At 47.5% G+C, this 17,576-nt stretch carries 15 protein-coding genes and 1 riboswitch; of the genes, 9 read left to right on the forward strand and 6 right to left on the reverse strand.

Annotated features, from left to right (window positions below; translation table 11 throughout):
• The first annotated feature begins 258 nt into the window (after positions 1–258).
• The 8 genes from MKY54_RS01840 (at position 259) to MKY54_RS01875 (ending at position 9,050) form a co-directional block, all read left to right on the forward strand.
• A complete protein-coding gene (locus tag MKY54_RS01840; protein ID WP_280753318.1) occupies positions 259–1,869 on the forward strand; it encodes an extracellular solute-binding protein in 1,611 nt (536 codons plus the stop codon).
• A 74-nt stretch (positions 1,870–1,943) separates the two neighbouring features.
• Positions 1,944–2,846: an ABC transporter permease subunit gene (locus tag MKY54_RS01845; protein WP_038568353.1), complete on the forward strand. Its 903-nt coding sequence runs from the start codon at positions 1,944–1,946 to the stop codon at positions 2,844–2,846.
• A gap of 25 nt (positions 2,847–2,871) precedes the next feature.
• The gene (locus tag MKY54_RS01850; RefSeq protein WP_038568356.1) at positions 2,872–3,744 is read left to right on the forward strand and encodes a carbohydrate ABC transporter permease; all 873 of its coding nucleotides are present in this window, start codon (positions 2,872–2,874) and stop codon (positions 3,742–3,744) included.
• Positions 3,745–3,778: 34 nt separating this feature from the next.
• On the forward strand, positions 3,779–4,729 hold the full coding sequence (locus tag MKY54_RS01855; RefSeq protein WP_339189249.1) for a TIM barrel protein: 951 nt from the start codon (positions 3,779–3,781) through the stop codon (positions 4,727–4,729).
• The gene (locus tag MKY54_RS01860) at positions 4,729–5,415 is read left to right on the forward strand and encodes a hypothetical protein (protein WP_339189252.1); all 687 of its coding nucleotides are present in this window, start codon (positions 4,729–4,731) and stop codon (positions 5,413–5,415) included. Before MKY54_RS01855 ends, MKY54_RS01860 begins: the two co-directional genes overlap by 1 nt.
• 28 nt (positions 5,416–5,443) lie before the next feature.
• Positions 5,444–7,192, forward strand: a complete 1,749-nt coding sequence (locus MKY54_RS01865) for a hypothetical protein (RefSeq protein ID WP_339189255.1) — start codon at positions 5,444–5,446, stop codon at positions 7,190–7,192.
• A 326-nt stretch (positions 7,193–7,518) separates the two neighbouring features.
• Complete coding sequence (locus MKY54_RS01870; RefSeq protein ID WP_076282348.1) at positions 7,519–8,127, forward strand: RNA polymerase sigma factor; 609 nt, start codon at positions 7,519–7,521, stop codon at positions 8,125–8,127.
• On the forward strand, positions 8,088–9,050 hold the full coding sequence (locus MKY54_RS01875; protein ID WP_076124650.1) for a hypothetical protein: 963 nt from the start codon (positions 8,088–8,090) through the stop codon (positions 9,048–9,050). The genes MKY54_RS01870 and MKY54_RS01875 overlap by 40 nt, the downstream gene beginning before the upstream one ends.
• 403 nt (positions 9,051–9,453) lie before the next feature.
• Here the strand turns inward: MKY54_RS01875 and odhB are convergent, their stop codons facing one another.
• Both odhB and MKY54_RS01885 read right to left on the reverse strand, forming a co-directional pair.
• Positions 9,454–10,740, reverse strand: coding sequence for a 2-oxoglutarate dehydrogenase complex dihydrolipoyllysine-residue succinyltransferase (gene odhB, locus MKY54_RS01880; protein WP_076124648.1), 1,287 nt, complete (start codon positions 10,738–10,740; stop codon positions 9,454–9,456).
• 52 nt (positions 10,741–10,792) lie between these two features.
• Positions 10,793–13,660 (reverse strand): 2-oxoglutarate dehydrogenase E1 component, encoded by a 2,868-nt coding sequence (locus MKY54_RS01885; RefSeq protein ID WP_076124647.1) that lies wholly within the window; start codon positions 13,658–13,660, stop codon positions 10,793–10,795.
• Positions 13,661–14,130: 470 nt separating this feature from the next.
• Positions 14,131–14,215, forward strand: a riboswitch (cyclic di-GMP riboswitch).
• Positions 14,216–14,242: 27 nt separating this feature from the next.
• On the opposite strand from MKY54_RS01885, the gene MKY54_RS01890 reads away from it, so the two are divergent.
• Entirely contained in the window at positions 14,243–14,398 is a 156-nt protein-coding gene (locus tag MKY54_RS01890; protein ID WP_232061118.1) for an anti-repressor SinI family protein, read from the forward strand.
• Positions 14,399–14,505: 107 nt separating this feature from the next.
• On the opposite strand, the gene MKY54_RS01895 is transcribed toward MKY54_RS01890, so the two are convergent.
• From MKY54_RS01895 to MKY54_RS01910, 4 genes are all read right to left on the reverse strand, one after another.
• Positions 14,506–14,835, reverse strand: a complete 330-nt coding sequence (locus MKY54_RS01895; RefSeq protein WP_036682795.1) for a helix-turn-helix domain-containing protein — start codon at positions 14,833–14,835, stop codon at positions 14,506–14,508.
• A 169-nt stretch (positions 14,836–15,004) separates the two neighbouring features.
• Positions 15,005–15,613, reverse strand: a complete 609-nt coding sequence (locus MKY54_RS01900) for a TasA family protein (RefSeq protein ID WP_036682781.1) — start codon at positions 15,611–15,613, stop codon at positions 15,005–15,007.
• A 90-nt stretch (positions 15,614–15,703) separates the two neighbouring features.
• Complete coding sequence (locus MKY54_RS01905) at positions 15,704–16,294, reverse strand: signal peptidase I (protein WP_076124645.1); 591 nt, start codon at positions 16,292–16,294, stop codon at positions 15,704–15,706.
• A 1-nt stretch (position 16,295) separates the two neighbouring features.
• Entirely contained in the window at positions 16,296–17,471 is a 1,176-nt protein-coding gene (locus MKY54_RS01910; protein ID WP_076219723.1) for a hypothetical protein, read from the reverse strand.
• Positions 17,472–17,576 lie beyond the last annotated feature (105 nt).

Raw genomic sequence — 17,576 nt, forward strand, 5'->3', positions numbered from 1 at the left:
AAAGCGGTTTATTCTACGAAAATGGTTGTATGGATAAACCGGAAGTCCGATTTTGCTGGGATATGAGCATCCGAAAGAGGTTTATTGTCAGACTGCCGAAATTCATGAAATACTGTGGGCATCCAGAACAACAAGCGACCCAGTAGCACGGCAGTAAAAAGCATCACGTGATATGGATTCCGCTGGGGATGGATAGAGTTAAGGCTAGGGGATCATAAATACACCATTAAAGCCTGCAAGGGCGAAGGGGATGGAAAAATGACAGTGAACGTACATCAAGGAGTTCTGAAGAAAGCAATCGGGATCGGATTAACCGCAATAATGGGCGTTTCTCTGCTAGCAGGCTGTTCCAATGATTCTAAAAACAACACAGCATCCGAGGGTGTCGCAGCCGGCGAAAGTGCCAAGCGCGTTACATTAAAGGTGGAAGTGTTTGACCGCGGCAACAGCCCAGCCCCTCATACCATTACCAATAACTACTTAACTAAACTAGTGCAGGAAAAGTTCGGAGATCCGAATAACATTGATGTAGAATTTGTACCTATCCAGCGTTCTGAGGAAGTTACCAAGCTGAATGTTTTGATGGCGAGCAATACGGATGTGCCCGATATCGTATTTACGTATGATTCCAGTGTGTTTTATCGGTATGCCCAGCAAGGTGGCTTGACTGATGTCGGAGAAATTCTCGATGAATATGGCCCGAATCTGAAAAAGTTTATTGGCGAGGATACGCTGGCGTTCGGCCAGCTTGAAGGCCAGCAGTATGCGATCCCTGGTAAACGGGCGATCACAGGCCGTTATAGCTCCTACATCCGTCAGGATTGGTTAGATAAATTAGGACTGCCTGTGCCAACGACGACCGATGAGCTGTACACTACTTTGAAAGCGTTTAAAGAAAAGGATCCGGGCAATCTCGGCAGCAAAAACATCCCGATGGGCATGGCACTGGCACCAGCCCAATTCGAGACGTTGATTTTCTCTTTCATGAAGCCGATCAGCGGCGATCTGACCTACAGCCAACGTTATGAGCTGCCGCTGCATGAGGGCTTTAAGGATGCCCTGCAATTTCTTAATAAGCTCTACAATGAAGGGATGATCAGTAAGGACTTCAGTCTGGACGAGGATAAAACACAGTTGGCCAAGGATATCCAGAACGGCAATGTAGGCTACTGGTCGGAGGATGTGGATGTCTTGTTCTATGCCGATGGTACCCTGGATAATCTCTACAAAAATGTAGAGGGAAGCAAGGTGCTGCCGGTAGACGTCTTAACCAACGCCAACGTTGATAACAAGCACATTAAATCCCGGTATGCCTCCAACGGCATGTACATCATGATTCCGAAGAGTAGTAAACGCGCCGTGGAAGCCGTTAAGTATCTCGATTGGATGGCTTCGGATAATAATCTGATTGATATCCAAAATGGCGTTGAAGGTGAAAACTACGACCTGGTAGACGGTATTCCAGTGGCCAAAACAGATGTTTCCCAGGAGTTCGCCGATCGTCTATTTAATGCTGGCGACATGGCCATTATCTCCAACGGCAAAAACATCGGTGATCAGGCCACTAATGAAAAAGCATGGGCGCTGGGCTTTCCGGAACGTAACCGGGAGATGCTGACTCAATCTATCGCTATCGCCAACGCTGACACGGTGGGGCCGCTCGTCTTCGGCAAGCCGATAGAAGCGGAATCGCAATATGGCACAACGCTCAAAGATAAGCTCAACGTAATTATTGTAAAGACGGCAATGGCCAAACCAGAGCAGTTCGAAGCGGTTTACGAGCAGGAAATGAAAGATTACATGACTTTGGGCGGAACCAAGCTGAAAGAGGAACTGGAGAAGTCGTTTAAGGAACTTTCGGCTCAATAAACAAATATATAGTGAAAACCGGGGGGAGATGGTGCTGCGCTCCACCCGGTTTTTCTCCTTAGGAGGAAAACGACTTGAGCAAAGCGACATACTTTAGACGGTATTGGCAATTGTACGCGCTGCTTTCGCTGCCTATTATTTATTTCCTGATCTTCCGCTATGGTCCGATGTATGGTGTGCAGATTGCTTTTAAGGATTTCAATTTGTTTCAGGGGATTGGAGGCAGCGAGTGGATTGGCTTTGATGCGTTCCGCGAGGTTTTTGGAATGAGAGAGTTCTACACCACCTTGCGCAATACCTTTATGCTGAATTTTCTGGATTTACTTGTCTCTTTTCCGGCTCCGATTATCCTGGCGATTATGCTGTTCGAAATTCGTTCGGTGTGGTTCAAGAAAATATCGCAGACGATTTTGTATATCCCCCACTTTATTTCCTGGGTGATCATCGGGGGGATCGTATATCAATTGTTCGGCAACCAGTCCGGTATGGTGAACGGTGTGCTGGAGAGCTTAGGCCTTACTCCCATCCCGTTTCTGACTGAAAAAAATCCGTGGCTGATCACTTATTTATTCACAGGCGTCTGGCAAAGTGCCGGTTGGGGGACTATCCTTTATCTGGCGGCGTTAACCGGTGTCAACCGAGAGCTGTTTGAAGCTGCTGAAGTGGATGGAGCGACAAGGCTGAAGAAAATCCGCTACATTACGCTTCCTAGCATAAAACCAACCATCGTGACGCTGCTTATCCTCAATCTGGGAAAGATGGTCAGCATCGGCTTTGACCGCCCTTACATTATCGGTAACACTGCTGTGCGTGAGTATTCTGATGTGCTCAGTACCTTTGTGTACCGGGTGGGTCTAGAATCCGGACAATATACGTTGGCTACTGTAGTCGGATTGTTCCAGGCCGTGGTGGGACTGGTGTTTATTTTTGGCTCCAACTATATTTCGAAAAAAGTGACCGGAGACGGTATTTTATGATAAAGAAAGAAGGAGGCGGAGTGCTATGAGTGAACGTACCTCAAACCGGATATTCGATATCGTCAATATAACGTTTGTTGCCTTGTTCGTTTTGTTCTGCTTGGCTCCGTTTTTGCATGTGATTGCCGTGTCGCTTAGTTCCAACCGGGCAATTACTTCTGGAGAAGTAACGATTTTCCCCATTGAATTGAACTGGAATGCATACATTAATGTTTTTTCCAATAATGCGATGATCCGCTCTCTTGTCTTTACGGTTATTCTGACGTTTGCCACAACGGTGCTGTGTATGCTTTTCACTGTCGCAGCAGCTTATCCGCTGACCAAAAGAAAATTGAAGGGCCGTAAATTTTTTATGTATCTGATCGTTATCACTATGTTTTTCAGCGGCGGTATTATTCCTGAATATTTGTTGATCCGTGATTTGCATTTGATTAATTCGGTCTGGTCGCTTATCCTGCCAGGTCTGGTCAGCCCCTTTAACCTGATTATCCTGATCTCCTTTTTCAATAACATCCCTGCCAGCCTGGAGGAATCGGCCGAAATCGATGGCAGTTCCCATCTTCGTACCCTGATGAGTATTATATTGCCGCTATCCATGCCGGTTATGGCCACATTGGCGCTTTTCTACGCAGTGGGAAGGTGGAACGGCTTTCAGGATTCTTTGATGTATATCAATAATCCGGATTTGTATCCGCTCCAGCTCAAGCTGTTCCAGATGGTGCAGAACAATATGGTATCCGAACTGACACAAATGGAAGGTGCCAACCGGACCCCACTGACACCAGAGAGCCTAAAAGCGGCCACCGTTATCTTTGCAACAGTACCGATCCTTGCCGTATATCCATGGCTGCAGAAATATTTTGTCAGCGGTGTAATGCTTGGTGCCGTAAAAGGTTGAACCGTAAGCTGTAACAAGGGAGGAGAACATAATTATGGAGGACAAAGGCATATTTTCGTTCTCAACTTGCTGGAACATTAAGCGCCACACTGCCGGTGACGCCATGTTGCGGGAAATCCGCGATCTCGGCTTTCAGCAGGTGGAGCTGAACTATAATGTGACTAAGGAAATGCTGGAAACGATCGAGCCGATGCTTGAGCGGGGGGAGATGGGGATCTCAAGTGTCCACAACACCTTCCCGCATGTGCAGGACTCCGATTATGGCACAGATTCCGTGCTGCTAGGTTTTGAGGATGAGGAGAAGCGGCAGCGGGCGATTGAGCTGCTGATTGGCTCGGCTAAGTACGCTCAGCGTTACGGAGGAGAAGCTGTTGTTGTGCATCCCGGTGAGGTACCCTTTCCAAATGATATCAGCAAAGAGCTGGAGCAGATTTATAACGGAGAGGGTAGAGATTCTAACGCTTATCGGAGCAAATGGGCGGAACTGATGGAGCGGCGGGAAGCCTATAGCGCCGGCTATGTGCAGAAAATTATTGAAAGCCTAGATGAAGTATGTAACCGGGCAGTTTCTGAGGGGCTAAACGTACGCTTTGGTATCGAAACACGTTCCAAACCGCAGCAGATTCCGACGCTTGCGGAAGCCAAAACGATTATTAAGGCGCTAAAAGGAGCGCCTGTGGGCATATGGTATGACACCGGGCATGCCATTATGATGGACCGTTTGGGTTTGTACGACAGTGTGGGGGAAATGGAAGGTCTGATGGATGATATTGTAGGTGTTCACATTCATGAGACCATCGGTCTGTCTGATCACTGGTGCCCTTATGTAAACAGCGGGAATATGGAATTCTATGATGCTTATCTGCCGATGATTGAACGGGCGCGGGTCAAGGTGTATGAGCTGAAGGCAGCTTGCCAGCCGGAAGAAATTGCTGAAAGTCATCGGCTGCTTATGGCCAAGTTGGCGCGTAGAGGGCAGGTCTGATGTTGAACGATGAAGACCGTAGGTTAGCTATGAAGTATGCTCCGCGCTTATTATTCGATCAGAACGAGCCATTTTTTCCGGTACGTCTCGGTATAACGGTGTTGCGGCAGGAGGAGGAGTCTCCTTCCTTCCGGCGCCGTCTAGCTGTGAACCATCCGGATGTGTTGACCGTTGTAGAATACGCGATTTATTACGATTATGATATTCAGCATTTATATGATCTGGAGCATGTGTGGGTTTATATCGGTAGAGACGGGGAAGTGGTGGATGCCGAAGCGAGCTTTCACGGGAAATTCCTTAAAGCGCTGCTGCGCGGGGGCAGCAATCTAAGCGGGACACGGGTAGATCTATATGTCCAACCCGGCAAGCATGCTCTTGCCCCGTTCCCTGAAGTCTTTGAGCTGTTACCGGGATTCGCATCCAGTACACAGGATGGAGCAGGTGCGGAGGGTCTGATTTATGGCGACTTTTTTCACGGCATTCTGGCGTCCGATGGAGAAACTGACTGTCTTGTCCACCGTTATCTGCAAACCTGCCGGTTCACGCCTTCCCTGTCCTATTCGTGCTGGGAATATGCGGACCGGGAGGAATTGTTCGTTTCTTGGAATCAACTGTTCACGGAAATTCCTGACCGTATCCGACAAGAGCTGGCGCGGCTTCAGCTCCTGTTACCACCCAGACATTGAGCAGATTGTTAACATGGAGGGAAGTATAATGTACAAGCAACTGGTAGCCAGTAATGATAGAGCGGCAGTGGAGGGATTATCCCGGCAGGTGCTTGATCCGACGAGCCGCTATTATGGAGGGACAATAGATCCGGGTACTGGCGTTGCCTGGGTTAATCATACGACCGGCACACCAACCGATATGTGTTATTGGGGAGCGGCTCTGGTTAACCCGGATTCCGCATTCTACCGTGATGAGCTGCTGCTGGCCCGCCTGCTGCTGGCGACGGAGTTCGTGCTGCGTGCACAACATGAGGATGGCTCGATCTCTCCGGGCTGGACGAACTATCATTCTCCCCCGGATACAGCCTTTGTCATCGTCGGCTATGCTCAGCTATACCAACTGTTGGCGTCGCAGGATTGGGCGCCACTGCAACAGGTGCTTGATAATATGCTCTTGTTTCTTAAGCGAACTATTCCCGTCATGCTTACAGGGGGCTGTCACACGCCGAATCACCGTTGGGTATTGTGTGCAGCACTGGGGTTTCTGCATGAACTGTTCGGACTGGAGGAGGCTGTCCAACGGGCGGATCAGTGGTTGGCGGAAGGGATGGATATTACACCTGATGGAGAATGGACGGAGCGCAGCAACGGTATTTATAGTGCGGTCAGCGACATCATGCTGATTCATGCCGCTCGTCTGCTGGATCGGCCGCAGTTGCTGGAGCCAGTTCGTCTGAATTTACACATGATGGTCTATTTGGTGCATCCTAAGGGCGAAGTTGTGACCGATTATTCTGGGCGCCAGGATCTGGGGAGCTTTCACGACCTGTCTCCATATTATTTACCGTACGCTATTCTGGCCCGTTCCGATAAGGAGCCATTGTTTGCGGGGATGGCCGAATGGGCAGGCAGAGCACTGGAAAATCCGGGGGTCTGCTCTGTCAACGTACTTGTACGTATGCTGCTGGAGCCGGAGCTTCAGCAACCTTTTGAAGATTCGGCAGCTCTGCCTGTAAAATATGAGAAAATACTGAACGGCGATTTTCCGCGACACGGCTATCTGCAGGATATGGAGAAGTCCGGCCATCAAGGGCGAATTTACCACAGCCGGCTGCATACTGATTTCGGAGCACCGGTTGCGCGTTACAGGGACGGGAACACTAGCGTGACCTTAATCACGGAGACGCCGTCTTTTTTTGCACTCCGTCACGGTGCCGTCAGGCTGCTTGCAGTGCAACTGGCTTCTTACTTTAATCCGGGATATGTCCCGATGCAGAAAATGATCAAACTACCTGACGGATACCACCTGTCAGGAGAACAAAAGAAGGGTTATTACGGTCCTGTAGAAGGTGAACTGCTTCCGCAAACATCTGGGGAGCCAGTAAGCCCTTGGTATCTGCTACCGCATCAGAGCCGCGCACTTACGCATGAACAGACATTCCGCGTGGAGATGGAGGTTCAACGCACGGACAGAGGGTGGACCCTCCGGTTGCATGCTGAGGAACCTACAGAGGTTATGACACAGCTGTCTTTTATTTTTGGACGGGAAGGATGTTTCACATCGGGTGAATTGCAGGCTGTCGGAGAGGACCATTATCTCTGGAACGGCGGTAACCTCCGCTATAGTTGTGAAGAGGACTGGATTGAACTGACAGGGGGCGAGCTTGGCCATCTGGCGGCTACGGTGCGTGAGGCGAAGCTACAGGATAACTGCAAGGCGGTGTTGGTCAATTTTATGACCCCGTTCGATAAGACGATTACGATCACTCTATCTCCTTCCATGATAAGAGAGTAACCTTTGCAACAATTTACAATTTAGCAGACGTTGACGTTACACCTCAGTCTTAGAGTAATAAGCCTTATTAAAAAACCTTCCATTAGAAGCAAACCTGGAGTTATCAGGTCTAATGGGAGGTTTTGTTATGCATCTGCTAAGCATAGACTCACCAGATTTTAACCGTGCATAATGGTATAAGTAAGAAATCCGGGGGCACCAGCCGTCAGAAATTCAAACATTCTCCGAAGCCGTGACTGTCAGCTTTTATAAAATTTCCTTTAGTTTGGTTTACATAGGCACTTTTTTCGGTGGTCAAGTGTTATAGAGATATAAAGGTTAAGGAGGTGCTTACATCGCCACAGGATTCGCTAGACTCGACAGAGTTGGAAGAGCTAATCGTTAGGATTCAAAAGGGAGATTCCGAGCAGTATGCTTTAATTGTCAGGTCATTCCAAAAGCCGATCTATCGATATTGCTATCGTTTGTTAGAAAACAAGCAGGATGCGGAGGACGCGGTTCAGGATATTTTGGTAAAGGGTTATCAATCTATCCGGCAATACAAATCGCAAATGCATTTCTCGGCATGGCTCTATCGTATCGCATATCATCATTGCTTAAATCTGCTGCGCAGGCGTCGTCTGCATAAGCAAGTCATGCGTATTTTTCGTCCGGAAGTACTGTCTGCAAGTCCTGAACAGGAGCTGGATGCTCGGTTGTACAGTCCTTCATTGTCTGCAGCTTTAGCGCGATTGTCGCTTGAGGAGAGAAACATACTTATTCTGCGGGTGTTTGAGGAACAAACTTATGCTGAGATAAGTGAGATTCTAGGGGTCAGTCCCAATGCGCTAACTAAAAGAATGAATCGGATCAAGCTAAAGGTTCAGGAAGCTATGAAGTCAGAGGAGGAGATCATATGGAAAGAAACAAAATCAGCAATGAATACCAAGATATAATTTATGCCTCGGCGGGCAATGAACTTTTGGATGAGGTAGATGTAGAAGATAAGGTCATGGGGCGTATTACTGGCATAACAGGTCGAAAGCGATCGTTCTCGCTGAGGGTGATGAATAAAACAACGGCAGTGGCCAGTATGTTAACGCTGTTTCTGCTGATTTCTGTGACTGCGTATGCTGCGTCTGAATATATCCAAATCCGCAATAGTGAAGGAGTAGTGAAGGTCCAACATGTTGCGCCGACTGAATCTGCAGAAAGGGCTTCTTATGATAAATATGCGCAGCAAGCAGAAGAGTTCGCTAAACCGGGTGAATTGATCGCCTATCTTGTGAAAAATAAAGCAGGTGCAGCAGGCTTGGCGACAGAATTGCAGTTTAAGTATAAAGAGCAGCGGATAGATGCGTATTCTGATTTTTTAAAAGAAATCAAAAGAACAGGGGCGCCAATGCTTCCCGAAACGGCAGCGGGGTACGCTTTTAAATATGGTGTAATCCATCCTAATTCTCCGACTACGGATACAGCTAAGGGAAGTTCTCTGTATAAGGAAACATTAAATGATCTTACTGCTCAGGCAAATAAGGATAAGGGGACCCGCAATTTGTTTATGAAGGCTATACCGTGGTCCGAGCCAGGGGGGCTAAGTGTAACTTATTCGAAGAACAATGCTTTTATAGGGATCTCAGCAACGCTCATGCATGGCGGTAAGGTTTTCGTGGAACAAACGCCTGAGAATCAAGCTAATAAGCTCACAGTCGCAGGCACAGAAGTTATCTATAACAAGGTAGTAAGGGAAGAAGTCAGCTATGATTATCTGAACTGGTATAACGAGAAGCAGGATGCGTATTATACACTCACCAGCTATGGAGATAAGATTTTGACCCAGGAGCAATTTTTACAGCTGGCTGAGGAGCTATTGAAGTAGAGTTTTGAAGTTTGAAGTTTGAAGTTAGTAGTTAGTAGTTAGTAGTGCGTAGTGCGTAGTGCGTAGTGCGTAGTGTGTAGTTTGAAGGTGCATGCGCTAAGTTAGTTGTATTATGTGCAATTAAAGTTCACCAATAGCTGTATATAGGCCCTTTAGTTGTATTTGATGCAGCTATTACTGGTTAGATTAGTGGAAATAGAAGTTTTTACGGATTTTAGTTGTAGAGAATGCAATTAGAGAAGAGGCTATGAGCGGATCAGAAATAAATAAGTGTATAAAATACAGTTAAATCGTATGCAAGGAAGGCAGCAATTGGATCCAGATATAAAAAAAGGTATCCCCAAAGCGAGAGCTGTAGGGATACCTTCTTTATATTCTTATGTCTTCGAAAATTCGAAGAGCGTTAGCCTTCTAGCAGTAGTGCTTCCGGATCTTCCAGCAATTCCTTCACTTTGACCAGGAAGCTTACCGCTTCAGAGCCGTCAACGATCCGGTGATCATAGGAAAGGGCGATGTACATCATTGGACGGTTTACGGTTCTTTCTTCGTCCAGCGCGATCGGACGCAGTTGGATCTTATGCATCCCTAGAATACCCACCTGTGGTGTATTCAGAATCGGTGTGGATAACAAGGAGCCGAATACGCCACCGTTGGTGATGGTGAATGTTCCGCCTTGCAGCTCGGAGAGGCTGAGCGTATTGGCACGTGCTTTGGAAGCGAGCTCGCCAATCTGGCGCTCGATTTCCGGGAAGCTGAGCCGATCCGCATCACGGACTACGGGAACTACAAGTCCTTCTTTCGCTGCAACAGCAATACCGATGTCGTAGAATTTCTTAACGACCAGATCTTCACCGTCGATTTCGGCGTTCAGCAGTGGATAGGTTTTAAGCGCACCGATCACGGCTTTGGTGAAGAAGGACATGAAGCCTAGTCCAACTTCATGTTTCTCTTTAAATGCATCCTTGCGGCGCTTGCGGATGTCGAGGATCGCTGTCATGTCCACCTCGTTGAAGGTGGTAAGCATGGCCGCGGTCTGCTGCGCTTCGACCAAGCGGCTGGCAATCGTGAGCCGTCTGCGTGACATGCGCTTGCGCTCCACGTTTTTGCCCTCGTCCGGCGTGGCTTTGCCCGCTGCCGGCTTCGCTGGCTCCGGCTTGCCTTGCGGCGCCGGAGCTACCGGTGCAGCGGCCTGCGGTGCTGCTGCACCATGACCGGACACATCGGCCTGACCAATCCGGCCGATAGGATCACGGGCGCTAACCTCGCCGAGGTCGATGCCGCGCTCCCGTGCCAGCTTGCGTGCGCCCGGCGATGCCAAGGCAGCGTGGCTGTCGCCACCTGCTGCAGGCACTTCGGGCGCAGCTACAGGCGCGGCGGCTGCTACTGCGTTGCCGCCTGCCGGAGCCGCTTTAGGCGCTTCGGCTTCGCTTGCAGCGGCCCGCGGCGTACTGCCGCTTGCGGCTCCAATGATGCCGATGGCTTCGCCAACGGCTACGTTCTCGCCCGCTTGACGCAGGATGGTGGAGATGACACCCTCCACCTCTGCACTAATTTCCAGATTGACTTTATCCGTTTCCAGCTCAGCGAGCACATCGCCTTGACCTACCGTGTCGCCTTCTTTAACCAGCCATTTGTAGATGGTTCCTTCGGATATGGATTCTCCCAGATCGGGTACTAAGATTTCTGACACAGGCCGTTTCCTCCCCAAACATAATGGTTTACGCTATTGTGATACCGTCCTCTTAAGAGGACGGTACAGCCGCTTGTACGTTCGAATTTGATTTTAGGGCTTCTGTTACAATTCTACGTTGTTCGAAGCTATGCACATCTGCATAACCACTGGCCGGGCTGGAACGTTCCGGACGGCCGATATATCTTACGCCGGCATTTTTCGGTGCGATGGCGCGTAACCGAGGCTCACTATAGCTCCAGCCGCCCATATTTTTCGGCTCTTCTTGCACCCAGACAATTTCCTGAAGGGAGCTGAAGGAGTTTAAATGTTCGCTTAGCTCCTGTTCCGGGAACGGATAAAGCTGCTCTAGGCGAAGAACATGCAGCCATGACCAATCCTTATCCGGTGCTGCTTCCAGTTCTGTTTGGATGTCGATAGCGACTTTACCGCTGCAGACTACGAGCCGTTTAACTTCACTTGGTTTCTGGCCAAGCAAAGATTCAGCTAATACAGGCTTGAATTGTCCTGAAGCCAGCTCGGTTCCGGCAGAAGTGCTGCGCGTATTCCGAATGAGACTTTTCGGCGTCATAATGACTAGCGGTCTAGCATCTTCCTGCCCGCATAACGCTGCTTGGCGCCGCAGCAGATGGAAATATTGCGAAGCGGTAGTCAGGTTAGCGACCGTCCAGTTCTCCTCAGCGGATAGCTGCAAGAACCGTTCCAGCCTACCGCTGGAGTGCTCAGGTCCCTGTCCTTCGTAGCCATGCGGCAGCATGATGACGAGATTGCTGCGCTGTGTCCATTTGGCGCGTCCAGCGGCAATGAACTGGTCAAAAATAACCTGACCCGCATTGGCGAAATCACCATACTGTGCTTCCCAGATTACGAAGGTTTCCGGTGCAAACACATTATAACCATATTCAAAGCCTAATACTGATGCCTCTGACAATGGACTGTTGTATACGCCAAAGGAGGCACGGGAATCGCTTAGCTGATGTAGCGGAGAGAATAAATCTCCTGTTTTACTGTCGTGCAGCACCAGATGGCGATGTGCGAAGGTTCCGCGCTGGGCATCTTGACCGCTCAGTCGGATGGGCGTTCCATTTTTCAGAATGGTAGCGAAGGCTAATGTTTCAGCTAGTGCCCAGTCGACCTTTTCACCCTCATTCAGTGCATCTTTACGACGTTGTAAAATGCGCTCCAGCTTCGGATAAACCTGGAATCCAGCAGGAACCGTCAACAGTTCACGATTGATCTCCTGCAGGCTGGAGATGGATACCGCTGTAGTGTTTGCCGCTGCGCGGTCCGTTTGTAGAGGAATGAAGGCTTTGGGTTCTTTTTTCTTATGATTGCCTTCCTTCATATTATCGTACGCACGCTGCAATACGCTTTCTGCTTCAGCATTCATCTTTTGTACGTCTTCGGCGGTAAGAACCTTTTCGTTTTTCAGTCTCTCTGCATAAACCTTGTAGACGGTTGGATGATTGCGAACCTTACCGTAGACAATAGGTTGTGTGGTTTCAGGATCATCCATTTCGTTATGACCATGACGGCGGTAGCCGATGAGATCAATTACGAAATCTTTTTTGAATTGATGGCGGTATGCGCTAGCTAAACGTACAGCTGCTACGCAGGCCTCTGGGTCATCAGCGTTGACATGGACTATTGGGATTTCATACCCTTTGGCGATGTCACTCGCATAATGCGTAGAACGGGAATCTTCACTTTCAGTCGTAAAACCAATTCGGTTATTAACAATGATATGGATCGTCCCACCATTTTGATAACCTTGAAGTTTGCCGATATTAAGCGTTTCTGCAACAATTCCTTCACCTGGAAAAGCAGCATCGCCATGCATCAGCACCGCCATAGCTTTACTGGTATCAATCTTCGGCAGTCCTGCAGTGCTCCGATCTTCTTGTGCGGCACGAGTGAAACCTTCCACGACAGGATTGACGAATTCCAAGTGACTTGGGTTATTCGCTAGTGTTATTCTTGTGCGTACGGTTTCTCCTTCACGGACAGCACGGTCTGCACCGAGATGGTATTTCACATCACCTGTCCAACCATAGTTAATGCCTGTGGAGCCTTCGGAAGGGAAAAGCTCCTTGTTCGGAGAATGATGAAACTCTGAAAATATGATATCATAAGGTTTGCCCAAAATATGTGCAAGAACGTTGAGGCGGCCGCGATGCGCCATGCCCATCAAAATATGCTCCGCACCGTCATGTGCAGCAGCACGTACGATTTCATCTAACATCGGCACAAGAGCATCATTGCCTTCAAGACTGAAACGCTTCTGACCTACAAAAGTCTTGTGGAGGAAGGTTTCAAATTGCTCTACCTGAATCAGACGGTTCAGGAGCTCTTTGCGTTCTGTATTATTTAGGGGTGCTGGTGAGCTGGTGGATTCTGCCTGTCTATTTAGCCATTGCAGTTCTTTTTCTTCATGCACATGCCCGAATTCATAGGCGATGGTCTTGGTGTATGCCTGACGCATACGTTGCACGGCATCCCATCCGGTATGCACATCATTCGGTGCATTTTCCCATATAAGCGTGGCAGGCAGTGCGATCAGGTCTTCGCGGGTCAGCCCATAGGTTTCAAGCTCAAGATATTTTGCCATGGGATTCTGATCGCGTACCAGCGGATCAATTTCAGCGGCCATATGACCATATATACGAATATTGGCGATTAGCTTGGAAGCTCTTACTGCTTTTCTAAGCCATTCGGTGTCTCCCGAGATGCGCGGCTGAGGAGCCGGTTCGCTATCCGGAGTTAGGGGAGGAGGTCCCGAATTTGTAAAAAGCTCGCGATAATTATTTTCTACGGTGGAGGGATCTTTCACAAACTGTTCATATCTTTCTTGAATGTAGCCTAAATTGGGTCCGTAATACTTACTCCAAATGGATTCGTTATAGGGCTCTTTGGCTGCCATGAATACATCCTCCTTAACGGATGAACTCCATACGTGACATTTTGTGTCAACGCTTACTGGAGCTGTGATGATTGCGGTTTCATTTCTCATCTTATTGTGCTACTTTCGGCCACTGTAATCAATTCATTCTTTCGTCCAATACGTTCGCAAAATGGTATGGGTTAGCTTGTTCTAATGAAAAGAAGGGTGTTTCTTCTCATTACCCATTCTAAAGGCCTATTAAAATGATTCTATTATCCTTATTTTTAACTATTAGGTCAGTAAATATTTATTTTGCTAGTACAATTTATTTTATGTAACGGACGAGTATCGTGATAATCGGACAAGATCTTTGAAAAAAAATCTTTTATTTTTCGTTTTTAAAATAGAAAGTAACCAGGAATCGACACACTTTTCCGCTTTCTTTTTGTATAATGTTATTGCAGATAGTAATTTTATAGTTTTTTAAGCAGATCCTTTCGTGAAAAGGGTCCAGTAAAAGGTAAACTTGCCGAAAGGCAGGGGCACAAAGTCGCGGGTCTAAGGTAGAGATACTATGACAGCCGGATTGCCTGGGGACGTAAAATCTTAGGGGGAGATTTTTTGGAAAAGTCCAACCAGGGTAGCAACAGAGAACAGCAGTTTATTGATCTGGATCAAGAGTGGGTACATTTATTATTAGCAGCTAAGAAGGCTGGCATTAAGGCAGATGAAATCCGCCAGTTCTTTCATGAGAAAACTGTGCAGATCGTGCAGTAATACATTAGAGGGGTTACATATCGAAAAAGGGCACAGCGGTTCTTCGCTGTGTCCTTTTTCGATATGATTTAGTAGAAGAGAGGATCGTACCAGATTAGTAGGAAGTATTAATCCTTTTGATCGAGCTTCCATTTCTGATAGTCCAGAAATTCTTTGAATTCGCGTTTGCTAATGCCTGAGTCCATAGCTTCCTGCACCAATCGGAACCATTCCGAATCTAAATGTGATTCCTCTGCATCATTGGGTTCTCCATAGAGTAGGGCATGAATGGATACCTGAAGCGCGTCAGCGATTTTTTCGATAAACTGGATGGATGGATTGGATTGGATGTTTCTCTCCACGTTGCTAAGATACGACTTAGCCACATCTGCTCTGTCCGCAAGCTCAGATAGGGAGAAACCCTTGTCTAGGCGGAGCTGCTGGATACGTTGGCCCATATTCTGTGGCACTATGCTGACGCCCCTCCGTAATTTTTGTTATTAGTATAGCAAATATCAATAAATCGGACAAAGTTTATTGTAAAGAGAAGAGCAGCAATCTGCTTATCCGTGACCGGATTCAGGATCTGCTGCTCTTCGAGTATTTTATTAAATTACTTTATTGATCTTAGTAGTCTTTTTTCGCACCTTGTTTAGCTACGAAATCCCAAGTCAGTGTTAAGCTATCGCCTTGGAAAATATTTTGATCTTGGTTATTTTCCACAAATTCGAATTGGACGGAGAAGCTGTCGTTGGTACCGGCTTTAATACCGGATGCTTCGGTAAAGAGTTGATCCCAACCTGTATTTTTTACGAGATCCGGATGCTGACTTTTTAAAGCAGCAAGTGTAGTCTCATAAACTACATTTTCAGGAGAGACGATAGGTACTCCTTTATCATTATTTCTAAGGAATTTAACTTTAATGAACTCGGCTAAATCCAGGTAGTTATCTCCTTTAGCATCCGTGATTTGAGTCGATGTATTCAGAATAATAGATCCGATATCGAGCGAACCATCGTTTTTCAATTTGAAGGATTTAGTTACAGTATCACCTGGTTTCAGGTTAGGAATATTAACGATGACAGAAGGGTCGGAGTTCAGATCGAGCGTGCCCGCTGCGAATGTAGCTGTGCTTTGCGCAGTGTCGCTAAAGTATGCGAAGGTTCCTCCGCCGATTAATGATAAACCCAGTGCTGCAGATGCTACGCCAAGACCCAATGTTTTCTTGATACCCATAATAAAATTCCTCCTCAAATTTGTGTTTGAATTTTTTATAAAATTTATATATTGTATCTTCCGGTTCGTAAGCGGAAGTGGACAATCAACTTAGGGCTGTGTTTCTGTTGGGGGCGGTGAGGCTGGCAGTAGGGCAGCATTTTTCTTTTCTAATGCAGCTACAGCCTTCCAAGAGGTATACAGAGCATAGAGCAGAAGCATCAAGCCAGGCACGATCATGAGGACAACACTTCCAGCTTTGGAAACCGCGAAATTCATAGCGTAACCGACATAGGGTACAGTGACCCCGGTATACTGAGCTACAACATTCACAGAACTGGTAGGGTTCATGTCGGGCGCATCGTTGTTATCGCCTTTAGTACGATAAACAGCTTCACCAGTAGCGTTATTGACGGTCGCTTCTACAATCCGGTGAGTAATGAGCAGATTATCTTCATTCCTAAAGGTGATGACATCGCCTGGTTTGAAACGATTCATATCCCCTCCGGGTTTTAATGCGACAATTGAGCCTGTCTGAATTCCTGGTTCCATCGATCCTGAGAGTACGGTTTTGATCTCATATCCGAAGAAAGCAGGTTCACCGCCGGAGGCCTTGGATAACACTACGGCTGCCACCAGCAGAATAAAGATCACAAGCATTAAGCTCGATAGGGTATTATTGATAATTTTTTTAATTCGCATCTTATTCTCCACCTTTCTCAGGTTGAGGGTCCGAAGGAGCTTGGGTTGCTACCGGCGGGGTAGTCGTACTGTCTTCCGCCTTTGGCGTCTCTTGTGGAGCCTCTTGCTGAGGGACATCTTTTGGAATTGTGAGCTCTTCGTCAATTTCCGGCTTAACCGGATCAGTGGCTGGGGCTTCAGGTTGTTCTTTATTTGGGGCTTCCGGAGCAGTTTCGCCTGATGTTGGAGGGGTTGCCTCAGCTTTCGCTTTATCCTCGGCTTCTTGTTGCTTTTTCTCCTCAGCCAAACGTTCTTCTTCTTTTTTCGCTTCTTCTTCTTTCTTTGCTTGCTCTTCTTCTAGCCGAGCTTTTTCAAGCTCTTCTAGTTTTTGCTCGCGAGTCTGACTGATCAATTGGAGTTTATCTTGAAGGGTAGTGATACCTGAGGTTGCCGATTCTTTATGGTTAGTCAATTCGGTATTTAGAGCTTCATAAGATGAGGTGAGGTCGCTAGAGATCACGCCGTCTGGTTGAGTGAAGGTAATCAGGAATGGCAGTGGCTGTGGGAACTCTCCTTCGCGTAATTCAAGTTGTCCATAAACATCACTGGTAACTACCGAAGCGAATGGAAGACCGACATCGTGTATGGAGGTTAAGTAACTAATAACTCCATTTAAGGAAGCATTCAAGGATTCCGAGATCACACCGCTTTGATTCAGGCTGCTTTGTAAATCTCTGAAAAATTGCTCGTCCTTGATTTCTAGACAGTTGGAATCTAGAGAAGTCATATATCCTCCTATCTGGAAGAGTAAGGCTGCTGCTGCACTTAGCTCATTGTGGATTTGATTCCAAATTTGGCTGTTAGCCGCCAGTTGCTCGTTAACGCTATCTATTTGGGATTGAAGCGCCGCTATTTGCGAAGAAATCTCTTCTGCAGCGACATCAAGCTCTTCCAGCGACATCCCTTCTATTCCCGAAACGTCCGAGTAGTTAGCTGATGAGGAAAAGGGCTGTAGTGATTCTTTTAAAGTGAGCGCTCGATTAACATGCTCTTTGAACTCTGTAAGCAGTGCCTTGATCGAATTCGGAAATACTTCGCAAAAGCTAATCGTGCTAGTGGTTTGCGTAGCGGCTCCAAAGCCTCCATAGGTACCACCAACTTGCTGCGAGGTATATAGAAATAAGACGGAGACAGCCATTCCTGATTGCAGTATACGTAATCCGATTTTCCTGTTTCTTCTAGGTCTTCTCCTTGCTGATCTGGGACTCAGAGGAATACCTCCCCTCAATGTCTGTTTCTTTGG

Origin of the sequence: Paenibacillus sp. FSL P2-0121 (assembly GCF_037975345.1) — a bacterium.
In the GTDB taxonomy this organism is placed as follows: Bacteria; Bacillota; Bacilli; order Paenibacillales; family Paenibacillaceae; genus Paenibacillus_AQ; species Paenibacillus_AQ odorifer.

Excerpts from the sequence above, each read along its gene's own strand:
- MKY54_RS01840 (WP_280753318.1), top strand. The coding sequence starts at position 259 with ATGACAGTGAACGTACATCAAGGAGTTCTGAAGAAAGCAATCGGGATC.
- MKY54_RS01865 (WP_339189255.1), top strand. The coding sequence starts at position 5,444 with ATGTACAAGCAACTGGTAGCCAGTAATGATAGAGCGGCAGTGGAGGGA.
- MKY54_RS01850 (WP_038568356.1), top strand. The coding sequence starts at position 2,872 with ATGAGTGAACGTACCTCAAACCGGATATTCGATATCGTCAATATAACG.
- MKY54_RS01855 (WP_339189249.1), top strand. The coding sequence starts at position 3,779 with ATGGAGGACAAAGGCATATTTTCGTTCTCAACTTGCTGGAACATTAAG.
- MKY54_RS01910 (WP_076219723.1), bottom strand. The coding sequence starts at position 17,471 with ATGGCTGTCTCCGTCTTATTTCTATATACCTCGCAGCAAGTTGGTGGT.
- MKY54_RS01875 (WP_076124650.1), top strand. The coding sequence starts at position 8,088 with ATGGAAAGAAACAAAATCAGCAATGAATACCAAGATATAATTTATGCC.
- MKY54_RS01895 (WP_036682795.1), bottom strand. The coding sequence starts at position 14,835 with ATGGGCCAACGTATCCAGCAGCTCCGCCTAGACAAGGGTTTCTCCCTA.
- MKY54_RS01905 (WP_076124645.1), bottom strand. The coding sequence starts at position 16,294 with ATGCGAATTAAAAAAATTATCAATAATACCCTATCGAGCTTAATGCTT.
- MKY54_RS01860 (WP_339189252.1), top strand. The coding sequence starts at position 4,729 with ATGTTGAACGATGAAGACCGTAGGTTAGCTATGAAGTATGCTCCGCGC.
- MKY54_RS01885 (WP_076124647.1), bottom strand. The coding sequence starts at position 13,660 with ATGGCAGCCAAAGAGCCCTATAACGAATCCATTTGGAGTAAGTATTAC.
- MKY54_RS01900 (WP_036682781.1), bottom strand. The coding sequence starts at position 15,613 with ATGGGTATCAAGAAAACATTGGGTCTTGGCGTAGCATCTGCAGCACTG.